General features: G+C 71.4%; 18 protein-coding genes. 9 read left to right on the plus strand and 9 right to left on the minus strand.

Annotated elements, in window-relative coordinates; genetic code table 11:
• The first annotated feature begins 1 nt into the window (after position 1).
• The 3 genes from C6376_RS02335 (at position 2) to C6376_RS02345 (ending at position 3,056) form a co-directional block, all read left to right on the plus strand.
• On the plus strand, positions 2 to 772 hold the full coding sequence (locus tag C6376_RS02335) for an ABC transporter permease (RefSeq protein WP_107441874.1): 771 nt from the start codon (positions 2 to 4) through the stop codon (positions 770 to 772).
• Between the two features lie 110 nt (positions 773 to 882).
• Positions 883 to 2,178 carry an ABC transporter ATP-binding protein gene (locus C6376_RS02340; RefSeq protein ID WP_107441875.1) on the plus strand — a complete coding sequence of 432 codons (1,296 nt, stop codon included), beginning with the start codon at positions 883 to 885 and terminating at the stop codon, positions 2,176 to 2,178.
• Positions 2,175 to 3,056, plus strand: coding sequence for an ABC transporter permease (locus tag C6376_RS02345; RefSeq protein ID WP_107441876.1), 882 nt, complete (start codon positions 2,175 to 2,177; stop codon positions 3,054 to 3,056). Before C6376_RS02340 ends, C6376_RS02345 begins: the two co-directional genes overlap by 4 nt.
• Before the next feature lie 34 nt (positions 3,057 to 3,090).
• On the opposite strand, the gene C6376_RS02350 is transcribed toward C6376_RS02345, so the two are convergent.
• Positions 3,091 to 3,423, minus strand: a complete 333-nt coding sequence (locus C6376_RS02350) for an ATP/GTP-binding protein (RefSeq protein WP_107441877.1) — start codon at positions 3,421 to 3,423, stop codon at positions 3,091 to 3,093.
• A gap of 220 nt (positions 3,424 to 3,643) precedes the next feature.
• On the opposite strand from C6376_RS02350, the gene C6376_RS02355 reads away from it, so the two are divergent.
• Positions 3,644 to 4,672, plus strand: coding sequence for an LLM class flavin-dependent oxidoreductase (locus C6376_RS02355; RefSeq protein ID WP_107441878.1), 1,029 nt, complete (start codon positions 3,644 to 3,646; stop codon positions 4,670 to 4,672).
• Positions 4,673 to 4,768: 96 nt separating this feature from the next.
• On the opposite strand, the gene C6376_RS02360 is transcribed toward C6376_RS02355, so the two are convergent.
• On the minus strand, positions 4,769 to 5,161 hold the full coding sequence (locus C6376_RS02360; protein ID WP_107441879.1) for an SCO5389 family protein: 393 nt from the start codon (positions 5,159 to 5,161) through the stop codon (positions 4,769 to 4,771).
• 312 nt (positions 5,162 to 5,473) lie between these two features.
• On the opposite strand from C6376_RS02360, the gene nucS reads away from it, so the two are divergent.
• On the plus strand, positions 5,474 to 6,154 hold the full coding sequence (gene nucS, locus C6376_RS02365; protein WP_173985563.1) for an endonuclease NucS: 681 nt from the start codon (positions 5,474 to 5,476) through the stop codon (positions 6,152 to 6,154).
• 136 nt (positions 6,155 to 6,290) lie between these two features.
• On the opposite strand, the gene C6376_RS02370 is transcribed toward nucS, so the two are convergent.
• Both C6376_RS02370 and C6376_RS02375 read right to left on the minus strand, forming a co-directional pair.
• On the minus strand, positions 6,291 to 8,855 hold the full coding sequence (locus C6376_RS02370; protein ID WP_107441881.1) for an ATP-binding protein: 2,565 nt from the start codon (positions 8,853 to 8,855) through the stop codon (positions 6,291 to 6,293).
• 258 nt (positions 8,856 to 9,113) lie between these two features.
• Positions 9,114 to 9,437: an STAS domain-containing protein gene (locus C6376_RS02375; RefSeq protein WP_057584016.1), complete on the minus strand. Its 324-nt coding sequence runs from the start codon at positions 9,435 to 9,437 to the stop codon at positions 9,114 to 9,116.
• A gap of 470 nt (positions 9,438 to 9,907) precedes the next feature.
• Between C6376_RS02375 and C6376_RS02380 the strand changes: the two genes are divergently transcribed.
• The gene (locus C6376_RS02380) at positions 9,908 to 10,480 is read left to right on the plus strand and encodes a cob(I)yrinic acid a,c-diamide adenosyltransferase (RefSeq protein ID WP_107441882.1); all 573 of its coding nucleotides are present in this window, start codon (positions 9,908 to 9,910) and stop codon (positions 10,478 to 10,480) included.
• Here C6376_RS02380 and C6376_RS02385 read toward each other — a convergent pair.
• Complete coding sequence (locus C6376_RS02385; RefSeq protein WP_107441883.1) at positions 10,477 to 11,046, minus strand: hypothetical protein; 570 nt, start codon at positions 11,044 to 11,046, stop codon at positions 10,477 to 10,479. The two genes, C6376_RS02380 and C6376_RS02385, sit on opposite strands and share 4 nt — an antisense overlap.
• 153 nt (positions 11,047 to 11,199) lie before the next feature.
• Here C6376_RS02385 and C6376_RS02390 point away from each other — a divergent pair, with 153 nt between their 5' ends.
• The 3 genes from C6376_RS02390 (at position 11,200) to C6376_RS02400 (ending at position 14,981) form a co-directional block, all read left to right on the plus strand.
• Entirely contained in the window at positions 11,200 to 12,387 is a 1,188-nt protein-coding gene (locus C6376_RS02390) for a sensor histidine kinase (RefSeq protein WP_107448728.1), read from the plus strand.
• Positions 12,384 to 13,037 carry a response regulator transcription factor gene (locus tag C6376_RS02395; protein ID WP_107441884.1) on the plus strand — a complete coding sequence of 218 codons (654 nt, stop codon included), beginning with the start codon at positions 12,384 to 12,386 and terminating at the stop codon, positions 13,035 to 13,037. The genes C6376_RS02390 and C6376_RS02395 overlap by 4 nt, the downstream gene beginning before the upstream one ends.
• Before the next feature lie 126 nt (positions 13,038 to 13,163).
• On the plus strand, positions 13,164 to 14,981 hold the full coding sequence (locus tag C6376_RS02400) for a glycoside hydrolase family 18 chitinase (protein ID WP_107441885.1): 1,818 nt from the start codon (positions 13,164 to 13,166) through the stop codon (positions 14,979 to 14,981).
• Positions 14,982 to 15,025: 44 nt separating this feature from the next.
• Here C6376_RS02400 and C6376_RS02405 read toward each other — a convergent pair whose 3' ends face one another.
• The 4 genes from C6376_RS02405 to C6376_RS02420 form a co-directional block, all read right to left on the minus strand.
• On the minus strand, positions 15,026 to 15,472 hold the full coding sequence (locus C6376_RS02405) for a DUF2550 domain-containing protein (RefSeq protein ID WP_107441886.1): 447 nt from the start codon (positions 15,470 to 15,472) through the stop codon (positions 15,026 to 15,028).
• 142 nt (positions 15,473 to 15,614) lie between these two features.
• Complete coding sequence (locus C6376_RS02410; RefSeq protein ID WP_057584029.1) at positions 15,615 to 15,989, minus strand: F0F1 ATP synthase subunit epsilon; 375 nt, start codon at positions 15,987 to 15,989, stop codon at positions 15,615 to 15,617.
• A 133-nt stretch (positions 15,990 to 16,122) separates the two neighbouring features.
• Entirely contained in the window at positions 16,123 to 17,559 is a 1,437-nt protein-coding gene (atpD, locus tag C6376_RS02415) for a F0F1 ATP synthase subunit beta (protein ID WP_107441887.1), read from the minus strand.
• Entirely contained in the window at positions 17,559 to 18,500 is a 942-nt protein-coding gene (locus C6376_RS02420; RefSeq protein WP_107441888.1) for a F0F1 ATP synthase subunit gamma, read from the minus strand. The genes atpD and C6376_RS02420 overlap by 1 nt, the downstream gene beginning before the upstream one ends.
• Positions 18,501 to 18,509 lie beyond the last annotated feature (9 nt).

An 18,509-nucleotide genomic window follows, 5' to 3' on the forward strand; every position in this document is an offset into this window, starting at 1 on the left:
GATGGCGGCGACCCAGGTCATCCGGTCCGAATGGACCAAGATCCGGTCGGTGGCGTCCACGGTGTGGACACTGTCCCTCGCCGTGGTGGTCACCGTCGCGCTCGGCGTGCTGATCTCGGCGCTGTCGAGCCATGAGTTCGACAACATGAGCCGCAACGACCGGCTCTCCTTCGACCCCACCTTCGTCAGCTTCGCCGGGATGACCCTCGGTCAGCTCGCGATGATCGTGTTCGGGGTGCTGGTGGTGTCGAACGAGTACAGCACCGGCATGATCCGCACCTCGCTGGCCGCGGTGCCGCAGCGCGGCGTCTTCCTGTTCAGCAAGATCGCGGTGGCGACCGGGCTCTCGCTGGTCGTGGGGCTCGTGACCAGCTTCGTCACGTTCTTCCTGGGGCAGGCGATGCTCGGCTCCCACCGGGCGTCGATCGAGGACAGCGGCGTCCTGCGGGCGGTGATCGGCGGTGGTCTGTACATGACGCTCATCGCCGTCTTCTCGATGGGCGTGGCCACGATGCTGCGTTCGCCGATGCTGTCGCTCGGCATCCTGATGCCGTTCTTCTTCCTGATCTCCAACATCCTCGGCAACGTCTCCGCCACGAAGAAGATCGGCCGGTATCTGCCCGACCAGGCGGGCAGCAGGGTCATGCAGGTGGTCACACGGATCGACGACGACACGCCGTACGGGCCCTGGGGCGGGTTCGCGATCATGGCGCTGTGGACGGCGGCGGCGCTCGCCGGCGGCTACCTCCTGCTGAAGAGACGCGATGCGTAACGCTTTGGGCTTTGCCTTCTTTTGAGCGGAACCGTCAGCGCCCCGATAGTCTCCTAACCCTTACGGGGGCGTATGCCCTGCAGTCCTGAACCTTTCGATGGGTGCGGAGCATGATCGAAGCAGTCGGCCTGACCAAGCGCTACGGCGACAAGACCGCTGTGTACAACCTTTCCTTCCAGGTGCGCCCCGGCGCCGTCACCGGCTTCCTCGGGCCGAACGGCTCGGGCAAGTCCACGACCATGCGGATGATCCTGGGCCTCGACAACCCGACCGCCGGGTCGGTGACGATCGGCGGCTACCCGTACCGGCGACTGCCGAACGCCGCCCGCCAGGTGGGCGCCCTGTTGGACGCCAAGGCGGTGCACGGCGGCCGGCACGCCCGCAACCACCTGCTGAGCCTGGCCCAGCTGTCCGGCATCCCGGCCCGGCGGGTCGACGAGGTGCTCGGCGTGGTCGGCCTCCAGGACGTGGCCCGAAAGCGCTCCAAGGGCTTCTCCCTGGGCATGGGCCAGCGGCTGGGCATCGCGGCGGCCCTGCTCGGCGACCCCCAGGTGCTGCTCTTCGACGAGCCGGTCAACGGCCTCGACCCGGAGGGCATCCTCTGGGTGCGCAACCTGATGAAGGCGCTGGCCGCCGAGGGCCGCACGGTGTTCGTCTCCTCCCACCTGATGAGCGAGATGGCGCTGACCGCCGACCACCTGATCGTCATCGGGCGCGGGCAGTTGCTCTCCGACATGAGCGTGAAGGACTTCATCTCCGCCAACTCCGCCGACTTCGCGCGCGTGCGCACCCCGCACACCGACCCGGAGCTGCGCGAGAAGCTGGCCTCGGCACTCACCGGGGCGGGCGGCCACGTCCTGCCCGAGCAGGACGGCGCGCTGCGGGTGACCGGACTGCCGTTGCCCCGCATCAGCGACATCGCCCACGACACGGACGTCCGTCTGTGGGAGCTGTCGCCGCACCAGGCCTCCCTGGAGGAGGCGTACATGCGGATGACGCAGGGCGCGGTGGACTACCGGTCGACCATCGACCAGAAGGCCGGCCTCCAGCAGCAGCTGCCGCCCGGGGCGCAGCCGCCGATGCCGGTGCCGGGCCAGGGCCAGCCTGGCTGGTACGCCCCGCCTCCCCCGCAGCAGCAGGGCTACGCGCCCGCGCAGCCGGCCCCGGCGCCCGCGGCGGCCGCCCACGGGGCGTACGGCGCCCCGGCAGCACCCGGTCCGGCCCCCGGCCCGAACGTCGCCAACCCGTACGCGCAGCCGCCCGCGCAGGCCCCGGCCGCGCCGCCGGCGCCCACGCCCGCGGCGCCGTCCGCGCCGGCTCCCTCGCTGGACAAGGCGCCCGCCGCCCCGGCGCCCGCGCCCGTTTCCGCCCCCGACGCCCCGACCGAGTCCGAGGACGCCCGATGAGCACCCCGCAGCACCCGTCGCCGCAGGCCGCGCCCGCCTGGCAGACGGCGCCCGGCGCCGCGTACGCCGCGGCCGGCCCCGTCTACAACTCGCCGATCCCGGTCAGGCGCACCCATCTCGGCAACGCCATCGCCTCGGAGTGGACCAAGATCCGGTCGGTGCGCTCCACCATGTGGACGCTCGGCGTGTACGTGCTCCTCGTCATGGGCATCGGGCTGGGCGCCGGTGCGATCGTCGCCGCGAACGCCTCCGAGCAGGACCTCGCGGGCGACACCGCGCTGCCGTTCGGCTTCTTCGGACTGCTCCTCGGCAGCATGTGCGTCATCACGCTCGGCGTGCTGACCACGGCCTCCGAGTACGGCACCGGCATGATCCGCACGACCATGGTCGCCTGCCCCTCCCGGGGCCGGGTCCTCGCCGCGAAGGCGATCGTGTTCTTCGTCGTCGCCTTCACGGTGACGCTCGTGGCGTCGGGCTTCGTGGCCGTGGTCCAGGTGGCGATGCTGTCCGGCTCCCGCGAGCCGAGCGGCGAGGAGTGGCTGAAGGCCACCGTGGGCGTGTCCCTCTACCTGGCGCTGCTCGGGCTGGTGTCGCTGGCCGTCGGCTCGATCATCCGGCACTCGGCGGGCGCCATCACCATCATGATCGGTCTGCTGCTGGCCCCGCTGGTCATCGCGATCTTCATGTTCTCGTCCTCGCTGGAGGGCGTGCGCCAGGCCCTCTTCGAGTACTCGGTCCCCAGCCAGCTCGGCGTCTTCTACGCGGCCTCGCTCAGCGAGAGCGGGCCCAGCGGCTGGGACCCGTTGTGGATCGCGCTGGGCACGACCACCGTCGTGCTGGGCGCCGCCTTCGCACTGCTGGAGAAGCGGGACGTGTAGTCACCGCGCCCCCACGCCGAGAACGGCCCCGGGTTCAGAACCTGGGTGCGTTACGGGACCGCTGCATCCCCGGGGTGCGGCGGTCCCGTGCGTTCCAGCACGCCTTGTGCCAGTGGCGCCGGTCGTCGACACCCGCGTGCTCCGGCCAGGCCACCACGTGCGGGACGCCGCCGGGGATCAACTGGTCGCAGCCGGGGCACCGGTACGTCTTGCCCTGGGCGCTCGCCCCGGCCACATGCCGTACGCTCCACTGTTCGCCGCGCCAGTCCTGCGCCGCCTCCCAGCCGCCGTAGCGGCTCGCGCGGTCGTCCTCGGCGCTCCGGCCCGACGAGCCCTCATCCTTGGGTCGGTTGCGACGCGGCGACACAGGACACCTCACGGAGCTATACAGGGGGCAGGGCCGTTCTCCAGCGTACGCGGCGCGAGCCCGGGCACCCGTGGGGCGGCGGACCCGCAGGCCCCTTCCCGGACGTCGCATTCGGCAGACAATCCGCAAATCTCTCCGCCAAGCCGTGTCCTCGGCACGTGTCGGACGGTTATGCCGGGCGGGGGAGCTCCGTGTCGGAGCCAAGGAAGCAGGAAAGTCCATGCGCGTTGGAAGTTTTGTGTTGGGGGCCCAGTTCCCGGGCCAGGGTCAGGGCGAGGCACTGCACCGCGCGGTCCGCTCGGCCGAGGTCGCCGAGGAGGCGGGGCTCGAGTCGGTCTGGCTGGCCGAGCACCACTTCGTGCCGTACGGCACCTGCCCGTCGGCGGTCACACTCGCCGCCCTGCTGCTGGGCCGCACCCGCCGCATCAGGGTGGGCACGGCGGTCAGCGTGCTGCCCACCGTCCATCCCGTCGCGCTCGGCGAACAGGCGGCGCTGCTGCACCTGACCAGCGGCGGCCGCTTCTCGCTGGGCGTCGGCCGCGGCGGGCCGTGGGTCGACCTCGAGGTGTTCGGCTCCGGTCTGGAGGCGTACGAGAAGGGGTTCCCGGAATCACTCGATCTGCTGGTGCGCTGGCTGCGTGAACCGTCGGTGGGAGCTGACGGCGCGCGCTTCCGTTTCCGTGAAGTCCCCGTCGTGCCCCGGCCGTCGGAGGCTCTGACGGAGGCCGCGGGGCCGGAGGTCGTCGTCGCATGCACCTCCCCCGCGAGCGTGCGGCTGGCCGCCGAACGCGGCCTGCCGATGCTGCTCGGCATGCACGTCGGGGACGAGGAGAAGGCCGAGATGGTCGCCCAGTGGCGGCGGTTCGCCCGCGCGGCCGGGCGCTCCGAGGGTGAGATCCGCGGCGCGGCGCATGTCTCGGCGGGCGTCTGCCAGATCGCGGACCGGCGCACGGACGCGGTCGAGACCCTGGTGAAGGCCATGCCGGGCTGGCTGAGGCAGGGGCTCGACGCCCATGTCACGGTGGACGGCCGGCCCCGCTCCATGCGGGACCCGGTGGCGTACACCGAACTGCTCTGCGGGCTGCACCCGGTGGGCACCCCGCGGCTCTGCGCCGACCGCCTCGCGGCCACCAGCGAGCGGACGGGCATCTCGCGCTTCGCCCTGCTCGTGGAGGGCTCCGGGGACCTGGCGGCCACCGAGGAGAACGTACGGCGGCTGGGCTCGGAGGTGCTCCCCCACCTCCGGTGAGCGGCCCAGCCGGCCGCTGAGCCTGCCGCTCCCGTGATGCTCCCGTGGTGTCGGAAACCTCCCGCGTCAGGAGCGGCAAGCGAGATCGTCATGCCGTCAGCAGTCCCGGAATTCCGGGGACTGGTTGAGCACCTGGCTGCGGATCGAGGTGAAGCGGTTCAGCTTCTCGTCGACAGCCGAGTCCAACGGGAACACCGCCACCCGGTGGCAGTTCTGGAAGGCGAGCCGCACGCCGAAGTGGCGCTGCAGCGCGCCGCGTATGGCGTCACTCGCGAGCGCGCGCAGCAGCTGCCCGCGTGCCTGCTCGTCCGGCGGGGGCGTCTGGTTGTCGGCGAAGTCTTCGCCGTCCACCTTCAGCTGGGCCACCAGGGAGCTGACCATCTCCCATGCGTAGGGCAGGGAGGTCCGGACGCAGTCGACGAATTCTGCTTCGTCGACCTCGCCTCGCTCGGCCTGATCGAGTAGGGCCGGTGAGACGTCGAGCGACATGGGTACTCCTCTCGCACCCCCGACAAGGACGAGGGTTGACGGACAGGGAACGGGAGTCCGCCATGTCGAAATACCGCACACGCTGAGTACACGCATCGCGACCTCCCGTTCACTACGGTAGGCAACGGACGGTGACCGCACCAGGAGAATGAGCACATAGGGAACCCCTGTTGGGCACACAATCGGCCACTGTCGAACAGAGGTTTTCCTGATCAAAAGGGGCGAGGCCGAAGGGTCGCCCGTGGCGTGCGGGGCCGGCGGACGGGCGGGCGGATCGCGGGCACGGCGGGGCGTCGGATAGCGTTGCCGACCATGCGTCTCGTCATCGCCCGGTGCTCCGTCGACTACGCCGGCCGGCTCACCGCCCACCTCCCCTCCGCCCCCCGTCTGATCCTGGTGAAGGCGGACGGCAGCGTCTCCATCCACGCGGACGACCGGGCCTACAAGCCCCTCAACTGGATGTCGCCGCCCTGCACCCTGAAGGAGGACGCGGGGGACTCCGAAGGCGTGGCGGGCGTCTGGACCGTCGTCAACAAGGGCGGTGAGAAGCTCATCATCACGATGGAGGAGATCCTCCACGACTCGTCGCACGAACTGGGCGTCGATCCCGGCCTGATCAAGGACGGCGTGGAAGCGCACCTGCAGGAACTGCTCGCGGACCGCATCGAGACCCTCGGCGAGGGCTACACCCTCATCCGCCGCGAGTACATGACGGCCATCGGCCCGGTCGACATCCTGTGCCGGGACGCCGACGGGCAGACCGTCGCGGTGGAGATCAAGCGACGCGGCGAGATCGACGGGGTCGAGCAACTCACCCGCTACCTCGAGCTGTTGAACCGCGACCCCCATCTCGCCCCGGTCCGCGGCGTGTTCGCCGCCCAGGAGATCAAACCCCAGGCCCGCGTCCTCGCCACGGACCGCGGCATCGGGTGCACGGTCCTCGACTACAACGCCATGCGCGGCATCGAGGACGACAAGCTGCGGCTGTTCTGACGTTCTGTACGACGTCCCGTACGACGGCCGCGCGACGGCCGTAAGGCATCCGTACCGCGTCCGTACGACGACGAGGGCCGGGTTCCCCTAGAGGAACCCGGCCCTCGTCGTGTGCCGGGGGCCGTGGCCCCGCGGCTCAGATCACCTCGTCCGGCGAGGTCGCCGCCGCGCCGGAGGGGCCGGACAGCCCGGAGGAGCTCATCGTGCTGCCCACGGGGGCGGAGGACATGGAGTTGCCGGCCGAGGTCGAGGTGTTGCCGGAGGGCGTCGGGGCGGTCGTCTCCGAAGTGGACGGCGACGGCGACGTCGAGCCGGTCCCGCCGGTGGAGGACGCGGACGCCGAGGGCGAAGTCGACCCGGACCCGGTCGGGTCGGCCGACGGCCCGCCGGTCGGCTCGGGCGAGCCGGAAGGCTTCCCGTCCCCGGGGTCGCGCGAACCGCTCGGCCCCGCCGACGGCTCCGCCGAACCCGTGGGCGTCGGGTCGTCCGAGGTGCCCATGGTCCCGTCCGGGCCCGGGTCCGTCGGCCTGCTGGTCGCCTCGCCCGTGTCGGCGGAGCCCTTGTCCTCGCCGGGGGTGTCCGTGCCGGGGTCCTTGCCGTCGACGCCGGTGGAGACGGACGGCTTGACGCCGACCCGGCCGGAGGGGTCGTCGGCGTCCTTGTTCGAGGTCGCGCCCAGGGTGACCACCGTGCCCAGCACGGCGACGAGCAGCGCGCCGGCGCCGACCCCGACCAGGTTGCGCCTGGCCAGGCTCCGCAGGCCGCCTCGGCTGTGCCGTGTCGGTTTGGCGGGCGGCTCACGGCGGGCGACGAGGGTCTCGGCCTCCGGCGGGTAGGTCGGGAGGACCGCCTGGATGCCGCGGGGCGGGGACGCCTGCTCCTCGTGACGGACGTCGGGCGTCTCGTCGCCGAACGTCGCGGCGGGCAGGCCGGGCACGTCGCCCGATTGGTCGGCGACGAGCGCGAGGGCGCGCCGGCCCGCGACGGTGCCGCGCTTGTCGGCGATCGTGCCGCGCAGGGCGAGCGAGGCCTCCAGCTCGGAACGGGACCGGTCGAGGTCCCCGGCGCACAGCGCGAGGACGCCGAGTTCGTGGTGGAAGTAGGCGCGGTCCGCGGACTGCGCCGCGAGCCGGGCGGCCTCCGCGCCCTCGTGCAACGCGCTCGACCAGGCGCCCCACTGGAGCCCCGCGGCGAACGCGGGCGCCGCCGTGCGGGCGAGCCGGACGGCGGTGGCCTCCTCGCCCTCCTCGGGCCGGGTCGTGTCCGGGACGACCGCAACGAGGGCGGCGAGGACGGCGTCGGCCTCCGCGCAGACCCGTTCCGGGGTGACCGAGGGGTGACCGGTCCACCAGGCGTAGTGCTGGGCGGCGGCGTGGGCGTGGGTCTCGACGTCTTCGGCGTATCCGGCGGCCTCGAGCTGGGTCCGGACGCCGGCGGCGAGCCGGTAGCGGTTGCCGACCGGGGAGACGAGCCCGCAGCCTGCCAGCTCGCCGAGGGCCGCGTCGGCGTGGGTGTCGCCCACCAGGGCGGGCAGGTGGGCCTGGTGCGGGACCTCGCCGCCGAGGGCGACGGCGAACCGCAGGGTGGCGCGGGCCGAGGCGCTGAGGCGGGAGGCGAGCAGGGGCGCGGGCGCGGCGGCCTCGCCGAGGGAGGGCAGGGCTATCGCCTCGGCCTCCCCGGCCCCGGCGACGGTGTCGGCGGGGGTCGGGAGCGGCCGGGCGTCCTCGAAGACGCCGAACGCGTCGACCGCGTCGGCGCTGGCCCGCAGCCGGTCGCGCTGCGCGAGCAGGGCGCCGGCCTGCACGAACCGCAGCGGCAGGCCCTCGGACTCGAACCAGAGGTCGCCGGCCCAGTTGGCCTCCTCCTCGGTGAGGACGCGGCCGACGGCGCGCTCGATGACCTCGACGCCGCCCGCGCGGTCGAGACCGGTGAGGACGACCTCCTCGACGGCGGAGTCCGCGGAGGGCAGCGGGGTGTCCGGCGTCGCGCCGAGCAGGAAGGCGCACTCGGGCGTCGCGTCCAGCAGGTCGTCGAGAGCGGCGCCGCCGAGGTCGAGGTCGTCGACCACCACGACCGCGCCGATCTCGCGAACCAGCTCGCGCAGATCGTCCTCGTCGGGGCGGTGCCGCGGGGCGTCGTAGACGGCGTGGAAGAGGTCCTGCAGCAGGTCGGCGGTGGTGCGCAGGTGGCCGGTGAGGCGGACGACGCCGTCGGGGGCGAGGTCCTCGCAGTCCTCGGCGACCAGGTCGAGGAGGCTGGTGCGGCCGGAGCCGGGGGCACCGGTGAGGCGGACGGAGCGGCCGCGGGCGAGCAGACGGACCAGTTGTTCGCGTTCGTCCTGCCGCCCGAGGAGCTGCCGCGCGGGCGGGGCGGCTCCGGCGGGAACGGGCGGACGGGCGGCGCGCTCGGCCTCGGCGCGCCGCTCGGGCGTGCGTCTGACGGGCCGCTCGGCCCGTTCGGTGGGCGGGCACAGCTCGATCTCGCTGCCGTCGACCGGGTTGACGGTGAGCAGATGGTCGCCGGCGACCAGGCGCACCGTGCGGGCCAGGGCAGGGGCGGGCTGGCCGAAGTCGGGGGTGAGGGGGTCCCTGGACGGGCGCGGGCGCGAGGTCTGGCCGGGCCCGGAGTCGAAGGCGCTCGACCGGGAGGCGTCCCCCGCGTCGTGGCCGTGCTCCTCGGGTCCCCGGGTGTTCGGGTCCATGGGTCAAGCCCCCCAAAAGCGTCGTGTGGCGGTAGCCCCTCCCGGCCTTGCCGCACACTGGGCTGTCGCTTCTGGTCCGGTGCCCGCTCGAGGGCTGCGGGCGGCGGGCAGACGAACCGTAAACCTTCGCACAGTATCTACGACAGCCCGGGGTGCCGGGCCGCCCGAAGCGTCACGGTCTCGTGAGGATTGCACCCGGCCGCTCGCACCCGTCCCGCCCGTCACACGGTTCCCGTCGCAGGCCACACCCCCTGCGCGTCACACGCGGGGCAGGGACTCCACTCCGATGCCGCCCTCGATCGCGAGGATCCGGTGCAGCCGGGTGGCCACCAGCAGGCGTTGCATCTGCGGCGGCACGCCGCGCAGCACCAGGCGCCGGCCGCAGCGGCCGGCCCGTCGGTGGACGCCCATGATGACGCCGAGTCCGGTGGCGTCCCACGAGTCGAGTCCGGACAGGTCGAGCACCAGGTCGCCGACTCCGTCATCGACCGCCGTGTGCAGGGCCGTACGGGCGTCCGCCGCGCTGCGGACGTCGAGGCGGCCCCCGACGACCAGCTCGACGTGGTCGCCCTTGATGTGCATAGCGCTCCCCTAAGCGTGCGTCTCGTGCTCCGCGGTGTGGTGTCCGGTGTTGCATCTTCTGACTGCGAGAAGCGGTCAGAGGTTGCCGTCTGTGAGCGAACCGATACCCAATTCACCCGCAAGGGTGAGGCTCCTGGGCCCTGTGCCGGTTCCGGTGCCTGTAGAGCCCTGCCCGCTCACGCGTCCGATGTCACCGGCGTCAACCATCCGGCGCAGCCGACCCGGTTGCCTGTCCGTGTGCCTCTCGGCCGGAGATTAGCGGTCGTGAGGCGCTGCGTGACCGGTTAGTAACGCGTCTCACGTCTCACGGCGTGAGACGCCGGTCACGTCGTCAAATCCTGTCCGATTCAGTCCGATTGGCCCCGTCCTGAGCAGGCGTCGGTCCCCTGCGGAGGGCCTTCGGCCCGGTCGGCCGCGGACCGTGACGAAGGGAACGGAGCGGACCGGCGGGGAAGGTCTAGATTGGCGGCATGGTCAATCTGACGCGCATCTACACCAGGACCGGCGACCAGGGCACCACCGCCCTCGGCGACATGAGCCGGGTCGCCAAGACCGACCTGCGGATCGCCGCCTACGCCGACGCCAACGAGGCGAACGCGGTCATCGGCACGGCCCTCGCACTGGGCGGACTCGACGAGGAGCCGGCCGAGGTCCTCGTCCGCGTCCAGAACGACCTGTTCGACGTGGGCGCCGACCTGTCGACGCCGGTGGTGGAGAACCCGGAGTTCCCGCCCCTGCGGGTCGAGCAGTTCTACATCGACCGGCTGGAGGCGGACTGCGACCGCTTCAACGAGCAGTTGGACAAGCTGCGGTCGTTCATCCTGCCCGGCGGCACCCCGGGCGCGGCCCTGCTGCATCAGGCGTGCACGGTGGTACGGCGTGCCGAGCGCTCCACGTGGGCCGCCCTGGAGGCGCACGGCGAGCAGATGAACCCGCTCACCGCGACCTACCTCAACCGGCTGTCGGACCTGTTGTTCATCCTCGCCCGCACCGCCAACAAGGCGGTCGGGGACGTGCTGTGGGTGCCGGGCGGGGAACGCTAGTCCATCTTGGCCGGTTCCCGCTCCGGGCCGCCCTTCGGTTCCCGCTTCGGGAAGAGGGTGTAGCTCGCGGCGATCAGGACGTTGACGCCGACGACGAACAGCATCCGCTGCTGCCAGGCCCGCAGCGAGCCGGTCTCCGCGTCGCCGCCGACGTACCGGACGGCCGCCTGGAGCAGGGCGACGGCGACCAGAGCGGCGAGGGTCCACCGGCCCGCGACCTTCCACTCGTGCACGGCGCGGGCCGTGCCGTACTTCGGCGGCCGTACCGGCGGCGGGCCACCGGCGAACCGGTGGGCGACCCGGGCGTCGGCCCATCTGATCGTGGAGTGGCCGAGGCCCACGGTGAAGCCGATGTAGACGGCGGCGAGGCCGTGCCGCCAGTCCGGCTCGGCGCCGTTCTTGAGGTCGGTCGCGGTCACGGCGAACAGCACGATCTCCAGCAGCGGCTCGCACAGCAGCAGGGCGAGGCCCAGTCGCGGCATCCGGAAGACGTACCGGAAGGCCAGCCCGGCGGCCAGCAGCACCCAGAAGGCCACCTCGCAGACGACGATCAGTGTGACGACCACGGTTCGCTCCCCTCGCTCACCGTCCCAGGCTCCCGTCCCGCGCTGCCGGATGCGTCGTCGCCGGTGACGAGGTTCCGGTACATCGAAAGATGCAGTTCCGGACCGTCCCCGGGGAGCAGGCGCACGCCCTGCGAGGCGTGTTGGATGGAGGGCATGGCCGTACGACGACTGCCCCGCCCGCACCGGTTCGACGTCTGGGTGGGGGTCGGTGGACTGCTGGGCGGGTTGTTGCTGGTGGTGATCGGTCTGGGCACCCGGCCGTCCGACGACCCGATCACGCTGTTCGACGGCCCCTGGCCGGTGCTGGTGCCGCTCACCGTGATGGCCGGCTGCGAGGTGCTGCGCCGGACGGCTCCCCGCGCGGCCCTGCTCACCGGCACGGCCGCGATCACCGCGGACCTCGTGACCCAGGGCAACCTGTCCACGATCCTGATGTACACCGACCTCGTGTACGCGGCCGTCCTGTACGGCCCGCTCGCCTCCGCCCGCCGCATCCAGTGGATCACCGGGCTGCTGACGGTGGCGGGGACGCTGGTGCCGTTCGCGATCTGGCGGGTGCCCGAGGCCCTGCTGATCGGCGTGGTGGTCGGCGTCGTCGCGTACGGGCCCGCCGCCACCGGCTGGATCGTGCGCGACCACCGCGACGCCGCCGAGGCGGCCCGGCTGCGCGCCGAACAGACCGCGCTGCTCGCCGAGATGGACCGGACCCAGGCCGTCACCGCCGAACGGGCGCGGATGGCAAGGGAGTTGCACGACATGGTCGCCAACCACCTGTCCGCGATCGCCATCCACTCGACGGCGGCGCTGTCGATCGACGATCCGGACACGTCCCGGCAGGCGCTGACCGTGATCCGCGAGAACAGCGTCGAGGGGCTGACGGAGATGCGGCGGCTCATCGGGATCCTGCGCGACGGCAGCGGGGACCACGAACCGGTCGCGGCAGCGACCCTCGACGGGCTGGCGGCCCTCGTCGACGGCGCCCGCGCCAACGGGCTCGACGTGACCCTGGACATGGCCCCGGACGCCGGCCACGGCCCGGTCCCCGCCCCCGTCGAACTGGCCGCGTACAGGATCGTGCAGGAGTCGCTGACCAACGCGCTGAAGCACGCCTGCCCCGGCCGGGTCACCGTCGCCCTGCGCCGGCGCGACCACACGCTCGACGTGCGGGTGAGCAGCCCCTACGGCCGCCGGGACGGACCGCGCGCCCCCGGTTCCGGGGCGGGGCTGGTCGGCATGCGGGAGCGGGCGGCCCTGCTGGGCGGCACGTTCGACGCCGGGCCGCAGGGGTCCCGCTGGACCGTCCGCACCACCTTGCCCCTCGTCGAAGGAGAGCCCGCATGAGCTCCGTCATCCGTGTGCTCGTCGCCGAGGACCAGTCGGCCGTGCGCGCCGGCCTGGTCCTCATCCTGCGCAGCGCGTCCGACATCGAGGTCGTCGGAGAGGCCGCGGACGGGGAGCAGGCGGTGGCACTGGCCCGCGAGCTGCGGCCGGACCTGGTGCTGATGGACGTTCAGATGCCGCGCCTCGACGGGGTGTCGGCGACCCGGATGGTCGTCGAGGAGGGGTTGGCCGACGTCCTCGTCCTGACCACCTTCGACCTCGACGCCTACGTCTTCGGGGCGTTGCGTGCCGGTGCGGCCGGATTCCTGCTCAAGGACACGGAGGCGCGGGACCTGTTGGCCGCGGTCCGGACCGTGGCGGGCGGCGAGGGCCTGATCGCCCCGGCCGTGACCCGTCGTCTGATCGCCGAGTTCGCCGCCGTGCCCGCGCGGGCGCCCGGGGCCGACCCCGCCGTCCTCGACGCGCTGACCCGGCGTGAGCACGAGGTGCTGGCCTGTCTGGGCCGGGGGCTGTCCAACGCGGAGACCGCCGAGCGCCTCGACATGGCGGAGGCGACGGTGAAGACGCACGTCAGCCGACTGCTGGGCAAGCTGGGACTGCGCAGCCGGGTGCAAGCGGCGGTCCTGGCGCAGGAGTTGGGCGTCCGGTGAATCCGGGAGCGGGGCAGATCGTACTGGTCCAGACCTATTGACCTGTGGTCCAGACCTTTCTATTCTCGCGGCACCGTGGGCGTGAAGGCTCAGTCACGCCCCCCCGACTCCCCGAGGAGGCGCAGGATGCGCTTCGGACACAGAGCCACGGCAGGATTCGCGACGCTGTTGCTCCCCCTGGCCGGGCTGGTCGGCCTGGCGAGCCCCGCCCAGGCAGCCACGACCGCCACCGCCACCTACACCAAGGCCTCGGACTGGGGCACCGGCTTCGAGGGCAGGTGGACGGTGAAGAACACCGGCGCCACCGCCATCAGCTCCTGGACGGTCGAGTGGGACTTCCCCTCCGGCACGGCCGTCACCTCCGCCTGGGACGCCGACGTCACCTCCGCCGGCGTCCACTGGACCGCCAGGAACAAGTCGTGGAACGGCTCCCTCGCCCCCGGCGCCTCCGTCTCCTTCGGCTTCAACGGCACCGGCTCGGGCTCGCCCTCCGCCTGCAGGCTCAACGGCGGCGGTTGCGACGGCACGTCGGTCCCCGGTGACGCCGCCCCCTCGGCCCCCGGCACGCCCACGGCCTCCTCGGTCACCGACACCTCGGTGAAACTGACCTGGTCCGCCGCCACCGACGACAAGGGCGTCAATAACTACGACGTCCTGCGCGACGGCGCCAGGGTCGCCACCGTGACGACCACCTCGTACACCGACACCGGTCTCACCGCGGGCACCGACTACTCCTACACCGTCCGGGCCCGTGACACCGCCGACCAGACGGGACCGGCCGGCGGCGCGGTCGCCGTCCGTACCTCCGGCGGCACCACTCCCCCGACCACCGGCGACAAGGTCAAGCTCGGCTACTTCACCGAGTGGGGCATCTACGGCCGCAACTACAACGTCAAGAACCTGGTGACGTCGGGCTCGGCCGCGAAGATCACCCACATCAACTACGCCTTCGGCAACGTCACCAACGGACAGTGCGCGATCGGCGACTCCTACGCCGACTACGACAAGGCCTTCACCGCCGACCAGTCGGTCAGCGGCGTCGCCGACACCTGGGACCAGCCGCTGCGGGGCAACTTCAACCAGTTGCGCCAGCTGAAGGCCAAGTACCCGCACATCAAGGTGCTCTGGTCGTTCGGCGGCTGGACCTGGTCCGGCGGCTTCGGCCAGGCCGCGGCCAACCCGGCCGCGTTCGCCCAGTCCTGCTACAACCTGGTCGAGGACCCGCGCTGGGCCGACGTCTTCGACGGCATCGACATCGACTGGGAGTACCCGAACGCCTGCGGCCTGTCCTGCGACACCAGCGGGGCGGCTGCCTACAAGAACCTGATGCAGGCACTGCGCGCCAAGTTCGGCACGGGCAACCTGGTCACCGCGGCGACCACCGCCGACGGCACCTCCGGAGGCAAGATCGACGCCGCCGACTACGCCGGCGCCGCACAGTACGTCAACTGGTACAACGTGATGACGTACGACTTCTTCGGCGCCTGGGCGGCCCAGGGCCCGACCGCCCCGCACTCGCCGCTCACCTCGTACAGCGGCATCCCCACGGCCGGGTTCACGACGGCCGACGCGATGGCCAAGTTCAAGGCGAAGGGCGTACCCGCGAGCAAGCTGCTCATCGGCATCGGCTTCTACGGACGCGGCTGGACGGGCGTCACCCAGGACGCCCCGGGCGGCACCGCCACGGGCCCGGCGCCGGGAACCTACGAGCAGGGCATCGAGGACTACAAGGTCCTCAAGACGTCCTGTCCGGCCACCGGCACGATCGCCGGCACGGCGTATGCGAAGTGCGGCGGCAACTGGTGGTCCTACGACACCCCCGCCACCATCGCCGGGAAGATGGCCTGGGCCAGGAACCAGGGCCTCGGCGGCGCGTTCTTCTGGGAGTTCAGCGGAGACACCGCGAACGGCGAACTGGTGAACGCCATCAACAGGGGACTGTGACGACCGTCGCGGGAGAGCACGGATGATCCAGCGGGTGAACGGCCCTACGCCACGTTCACCCGCTGTCCGGGCGGGGCCGCCTCCAGCCACGCGAGAAATCCGGTCAGCGCGTCCTCGCTCATCGCGAGCTCCAGGCGTGTGCCCCGGTGCAGGCAGACGAGGATCACCGCGTCGGACAGCAACGCCAGCTCCTCCTCGCCCTCGGGGAGCCGGCGGCCGGCCACCTCGATCGAGCCGCGCTCCAGGACCCGGCGCGGGCGGTACGCGTAGGAGAAGACCCGGTACCACTCGATGCGGTCGCCGTTGTAGCGGGCGACGCCGTAGCTCCAGCCCTTGCCGCTCGTATCCGGTTTCTCCGAGACATCCCAGCGCAGGGAACAGTCGAAGGTGCCGCCGGAACGCTGGATGAGTCTGCGGCGCAGGCCGAAGACGAACAACCCCAGCGCCACCAGGGCCACGACAATTCCGCACACAGTCAGAGCGAGGACCATCGACACCGACCTCCTCGTCTCCTGGGTACCGAAAATAGGTAACGGAACGGAAAAATCATCCATATCTGCCTCAGCCGCGGTCGGCTCCGGATTGCTCCGGTGCCGACCGCGGCTGAGTGACGTCCTGCGGTTCCGCGCTGGGTCAGCGCGAGGCCGCCGCACGCAGTCGTACGTCCGCGCGACGCTCGGCGGCGGCATCGCCCTCCGCCTTCGCGCGCTCGAGTTCGCGCTCCACGCGCTGGACGTCGATCTCGTCCGACAACTCGGCGATCTCGGCCAGCAGCGACAGCTTGTTGTCCGCGAACGAGATGAAACCGCCGTGCACCGCGGCGACGACCGTTCCACCATCACTCGTACGGATGGTCACCGGGCCCGACTCCAGCACACCGAGCAGCGGCTGGTGACCGGGCATGACGCCGATGTCGCCGGACGTGGTGCGCGCGACGACCAGGGTGGCCTCGCCGGACCAGACCTCTCGGTCGGCCGCGACCAGCGCGACGTGCAGCTCAGCAGCCAAGGTGGCTCCTCGGGTCACCACCCGGCGGGTTCTGCCGGGTGTTGGTTACAAGTCTAAGGGGCGTGCGTGAGGGGGCGGGACGCGCCCGCCCCCTCAGACGTGAGCCGAAGGGCTCACTTCGAACTCAGGGAGTTCAGGAGACGCCCAGCTCCTTGGCGTTGGCCTTCAGGTCCTCGATACCACCGCACAGGAAGAACGCCTGCTCCGGGAAGTGGTCGTAGTCGCCGTCGATGATCGCGTTGAACGCGGTGATCGACTCGTCCAGGGGCACGTCCGACCCGTCGACGCCGGTGAACTGCTTGGCGACGTGGGTGTTCTGGGACAGGAAGCGCTCCACGCGACGGGCGCGGTGGACGGTGAGCTTGTCCTCCTCGCCCAGCTCGTCGATGCCGAGGATGGCGATGATGTCCTGAAGGTCCTTGTACTTCTGCAGGACCGTCTTGACGCGCATCGCGGTGTTGTAGTGGTCCGCCGCGATGTAGCGGGGGTCCAGGATCCGGGACGTGGAGTCCAGCGGGTCCACGGCCGGGTAGATGCCCTTCTCGGAGATCGGACGGGAGAGCACCGTCGTCGCGTCGAGGTGGGCGAAGGTGGTGGCCGGCGCCGGGTCGGTCAGGTCGTCCGCGGGGACGTAGATCGCCTGCATCGAGGTGATCGAGTGACCACGGGTCGAGGTGATGCGCTCCTGGAGGAGACCCATCTCGTCGGCCAGGTTCGGCTGGTAGCCCACCGCGGAGGGCATCCGGCCGAGCAGGGTCGAGACCTCGGAACCGGCCTGGGTGAAGCGGAAGATGTTGTCGATGAAGAACAGCACGTCCTGCTTCTGCACATCGCGGAAGTACTCCGCCATGGTCAGACCGGCCAGGGCCACGCGCAGACGGGTGCCCGGGGGCTCGTCCATCTGACCGAAGACCAGGGCGGTCTTGTCGATGACGCCCGAGTCGGCCATCTCCTCGATGAGGTCGTTGCCCTCACGGGTGCGCTCACCGACGCCGGCGAACACGGAGACACCGTCGTGGTTGTTGGCGACGCGGTAGATCATCTCCTGGATGAGCACCGTCTTGCCGACGCCGGCGCCGCCGAACAGACCGATCTTTCCACCCTTGACGTACGGGGTGAGAAGGTCGATGACCTTGACGCCGGTCTCGAACATCTCGGTCTTCGACTCGAGCTCGTCGAAGTTCGGGGCCTTGCGGTGGATGGACCAGCGCTCGCCCTCGTAGCTCTCGTCGACGTTCAGCACCTCACCGAGGGTGTTGAACACCTTGCCCTTGGTGAAGTCGCCGACCGGGACGGTGATGCCCGTGCCGGTGTCGGTGACCGGGGCCTGGCGGACCAGGCCGTCGGTGGGCTGCATCGAGATCGTGCGGACCAGGCCGTCACCCAGGTGCTGGGCGACCTCCAGGGTCAGCGTCTTCTTCGCGCCGTCCTGGGCCGGGTCGGCCACCTCGACGTGAAGGGCGTTGTAGATCTCCGGCATGGCGTCGACGGGGAATTCCACGTCGACGACCGGGCCGATGACCCGGGCGACGCGGCCCGTGGCAACGGCCGTCTCAACTGTCGTCGTCATTACCTGTCACTCCCCGCGGTCGCGTCGGCCAGGGCTGCGGAGCCACCGACGATCTCGCTGATTTCCTGGGTGATTTCGGCCTGGCGGGCCGCGTTGGCAAGCCGGGAGAGCGTCTCGATGAGCTCGCCCGCGTTGTCGGTCGCCGACTTCATCGCGCGCCGCGTGGCGGCGTGCTTCGAGGCTGCCGACTGGAGGAGAGCGTTGTAGACGCGGCTCTCCACGTAGCGCGGCAGCAGGGCGTCGAGGACGTCCTCCGCCGAGGGCTCGAAGTCGTACAGCGGAAGGATCTCGCCCTTCGGCGCCCCCGCGGCGGGAGCCGCTGATGACTCGGTCTTCGCGACCTCGTCGAGGCTGAGCGGCAGCAGACGGTCGCCGAGCGCCGTCTGCGTCATCATCGAGACGAACTCGGTGAAGACGATGTGGAGTTCGTCCACCCCACCGTCCGCCGTGTCCTTCTCGATGGCCTCGATCAGCGGACCCGCGACCTTCTTGGCGTCCGCGTACGTCGGCTCGTCCGTGAAGCCCGACCACGACTCCGCGACCTTGCGCTCACGGAAGTTGTAGTGCGCGAGACCACGCCGGCCGACGATGTACGTGTCGACCTGCTTGCCCTCGGCCTCGAGGCGTGCCGTCAGCTGCTCCGCGGCCTTGATGGCGTTGGAGTTGAAGGCGCCGGCGAGACCGCGGTCGCTCGTGAGGAGCAGCACCGCGGACCGCACGACCGTCTCGGCCTGCGTGGTCAGCGCGTGCTTCGTGTTCGAACCGGTGCCGACCGCCGTGACCGCGCGGGTGAGCTCGGTCGCGTACGGCGCGGAGGCCGCCACCTTGCGCTGCGCCTTGACGACGCGCGAGGCGGCGATCATCTCCATCGCCTTGGTGATCTTCTTGGTCGCGGTGACGGATCGGATGCGACGCTTGTAGACCCGGAGCTGGGCTCCCATGAGTCAGGT

The organism is Streptomyces sp. P3 (genome assembly GCF_003032475.1).
Classification (GTDB): Bacteria; Actinomycetota; Actinomycetes; order Streptomycetales; family Streptomycetaceae; genus Streptomyces.

Excerpts from the sequence above, each read along its gene's own strand:
- C6376_RS02380 (WP_107441882.1), top strand. The coding sequence starts at position 9,908 with ATGGTCAATCTGACGCGCATCTACACCAGGACCGGCGACCAGGGCACC.
- C6376_RS02390 (WP_107448728.1), top strand. The coding sequence starts at position 11,200 with ATGGCCGTACGACGACTGCCCCGCCCGCACCGGTTCGACGTCTGGGTG.
- C6376_RS02400 (WP_107441885.1), top strand. The coding sequence starts at position 13,164 with ATGCGCTTCGGACACAGAGCCACGGCAGGATTCGCGACGCTGTTGCTC.
- nucS (WP_173985563.1), top strand. The coding sequence starts at position 5,474 with ATGCGTCTCGTCATCGCCCGGTGCTCCGTCGACTACGCCGGCCGGCTC.
- C6376_RS02335 (WP_107441874.1), top strand. The coding sequence starts at position 2 with ATGGCGGCGACCCAGGTCATCCGGTCCGAATGGACCAAGATCCGGTCG.
- C6376_RS02370 (WP_107441881.1), bottom strand. The coding sequence starts at position 8,855 with ATGGACCCGAACACCCGGGGACCCGAGGAGCACGGCCACGACGCGGGG.
- C6376_RS02395 (WP_107441884.1), top strand. The coding sequence starts at position 12,384 with ATGAGCTCCGTCATCCGTGTGCTCGTCGCCGAGGACCAGTCGGCCGTG.
- C6376_RS02405 (WP_107441886.1), bottom strand. The coding sequence starts at position 15,472 with ATGGTCCTCGCTCTGACTGTGTGCGGAATTGTCGTGGCCCTGGTGGCG.
- C6376_RS02340 (WP_107441875.1), top strand. The coding sequence starts at position 883 with ATGATCGAAGCAGTCGGCCTGACCAAGCGCTACGGCGACAAGACCGCT.
- atpD (WP_107441887.1), bottom strand. The coding sequence starts at position 17,559 with ATGACGACGACAGTTGAGACGGCCGTTGCCACGGGCCGCGTCGCCCGG.
- C6376_RS02420 (WP_107441888.1), bottom strand. The coding sequence starts at position 18,500 with ATGGGAGCCCAGCTCCGGGTCTACAAGCGTCGCATCCGATCCGTCACC.
- C6376_RS02360 (WP_107441879.1), bottom strand. The coding sequence starts at position 5,161 with ATGTCGCTCGACGTCTCACCGGCCCTACTCGATCAGGCCGAGCGAGGC.
- C6376_RS02345 (WP_107441876.1), top strand. The coding sequence starts at position 2,175 with ATGAGCACCCCGCAGCACCCGTCGCCGCAGGCCGCGCCCGCCTGGCAG.
- C6376_RS02355 (WP_107441878.1), top strand. The coding sequence starts at position 3,644 with ATGCGCGTTGGAAGTTTTGTGTTGGGGGCCCAGTTCCCGGGCCAGGGT.
- C6376_RS02375 (WP_057584016.1), bottom strand. The coding sequence starts at position 9,437 with ATGCACATCAAGGGCGACCACGTCGAGCTGGTCGTCGGGGGCCGCCTC.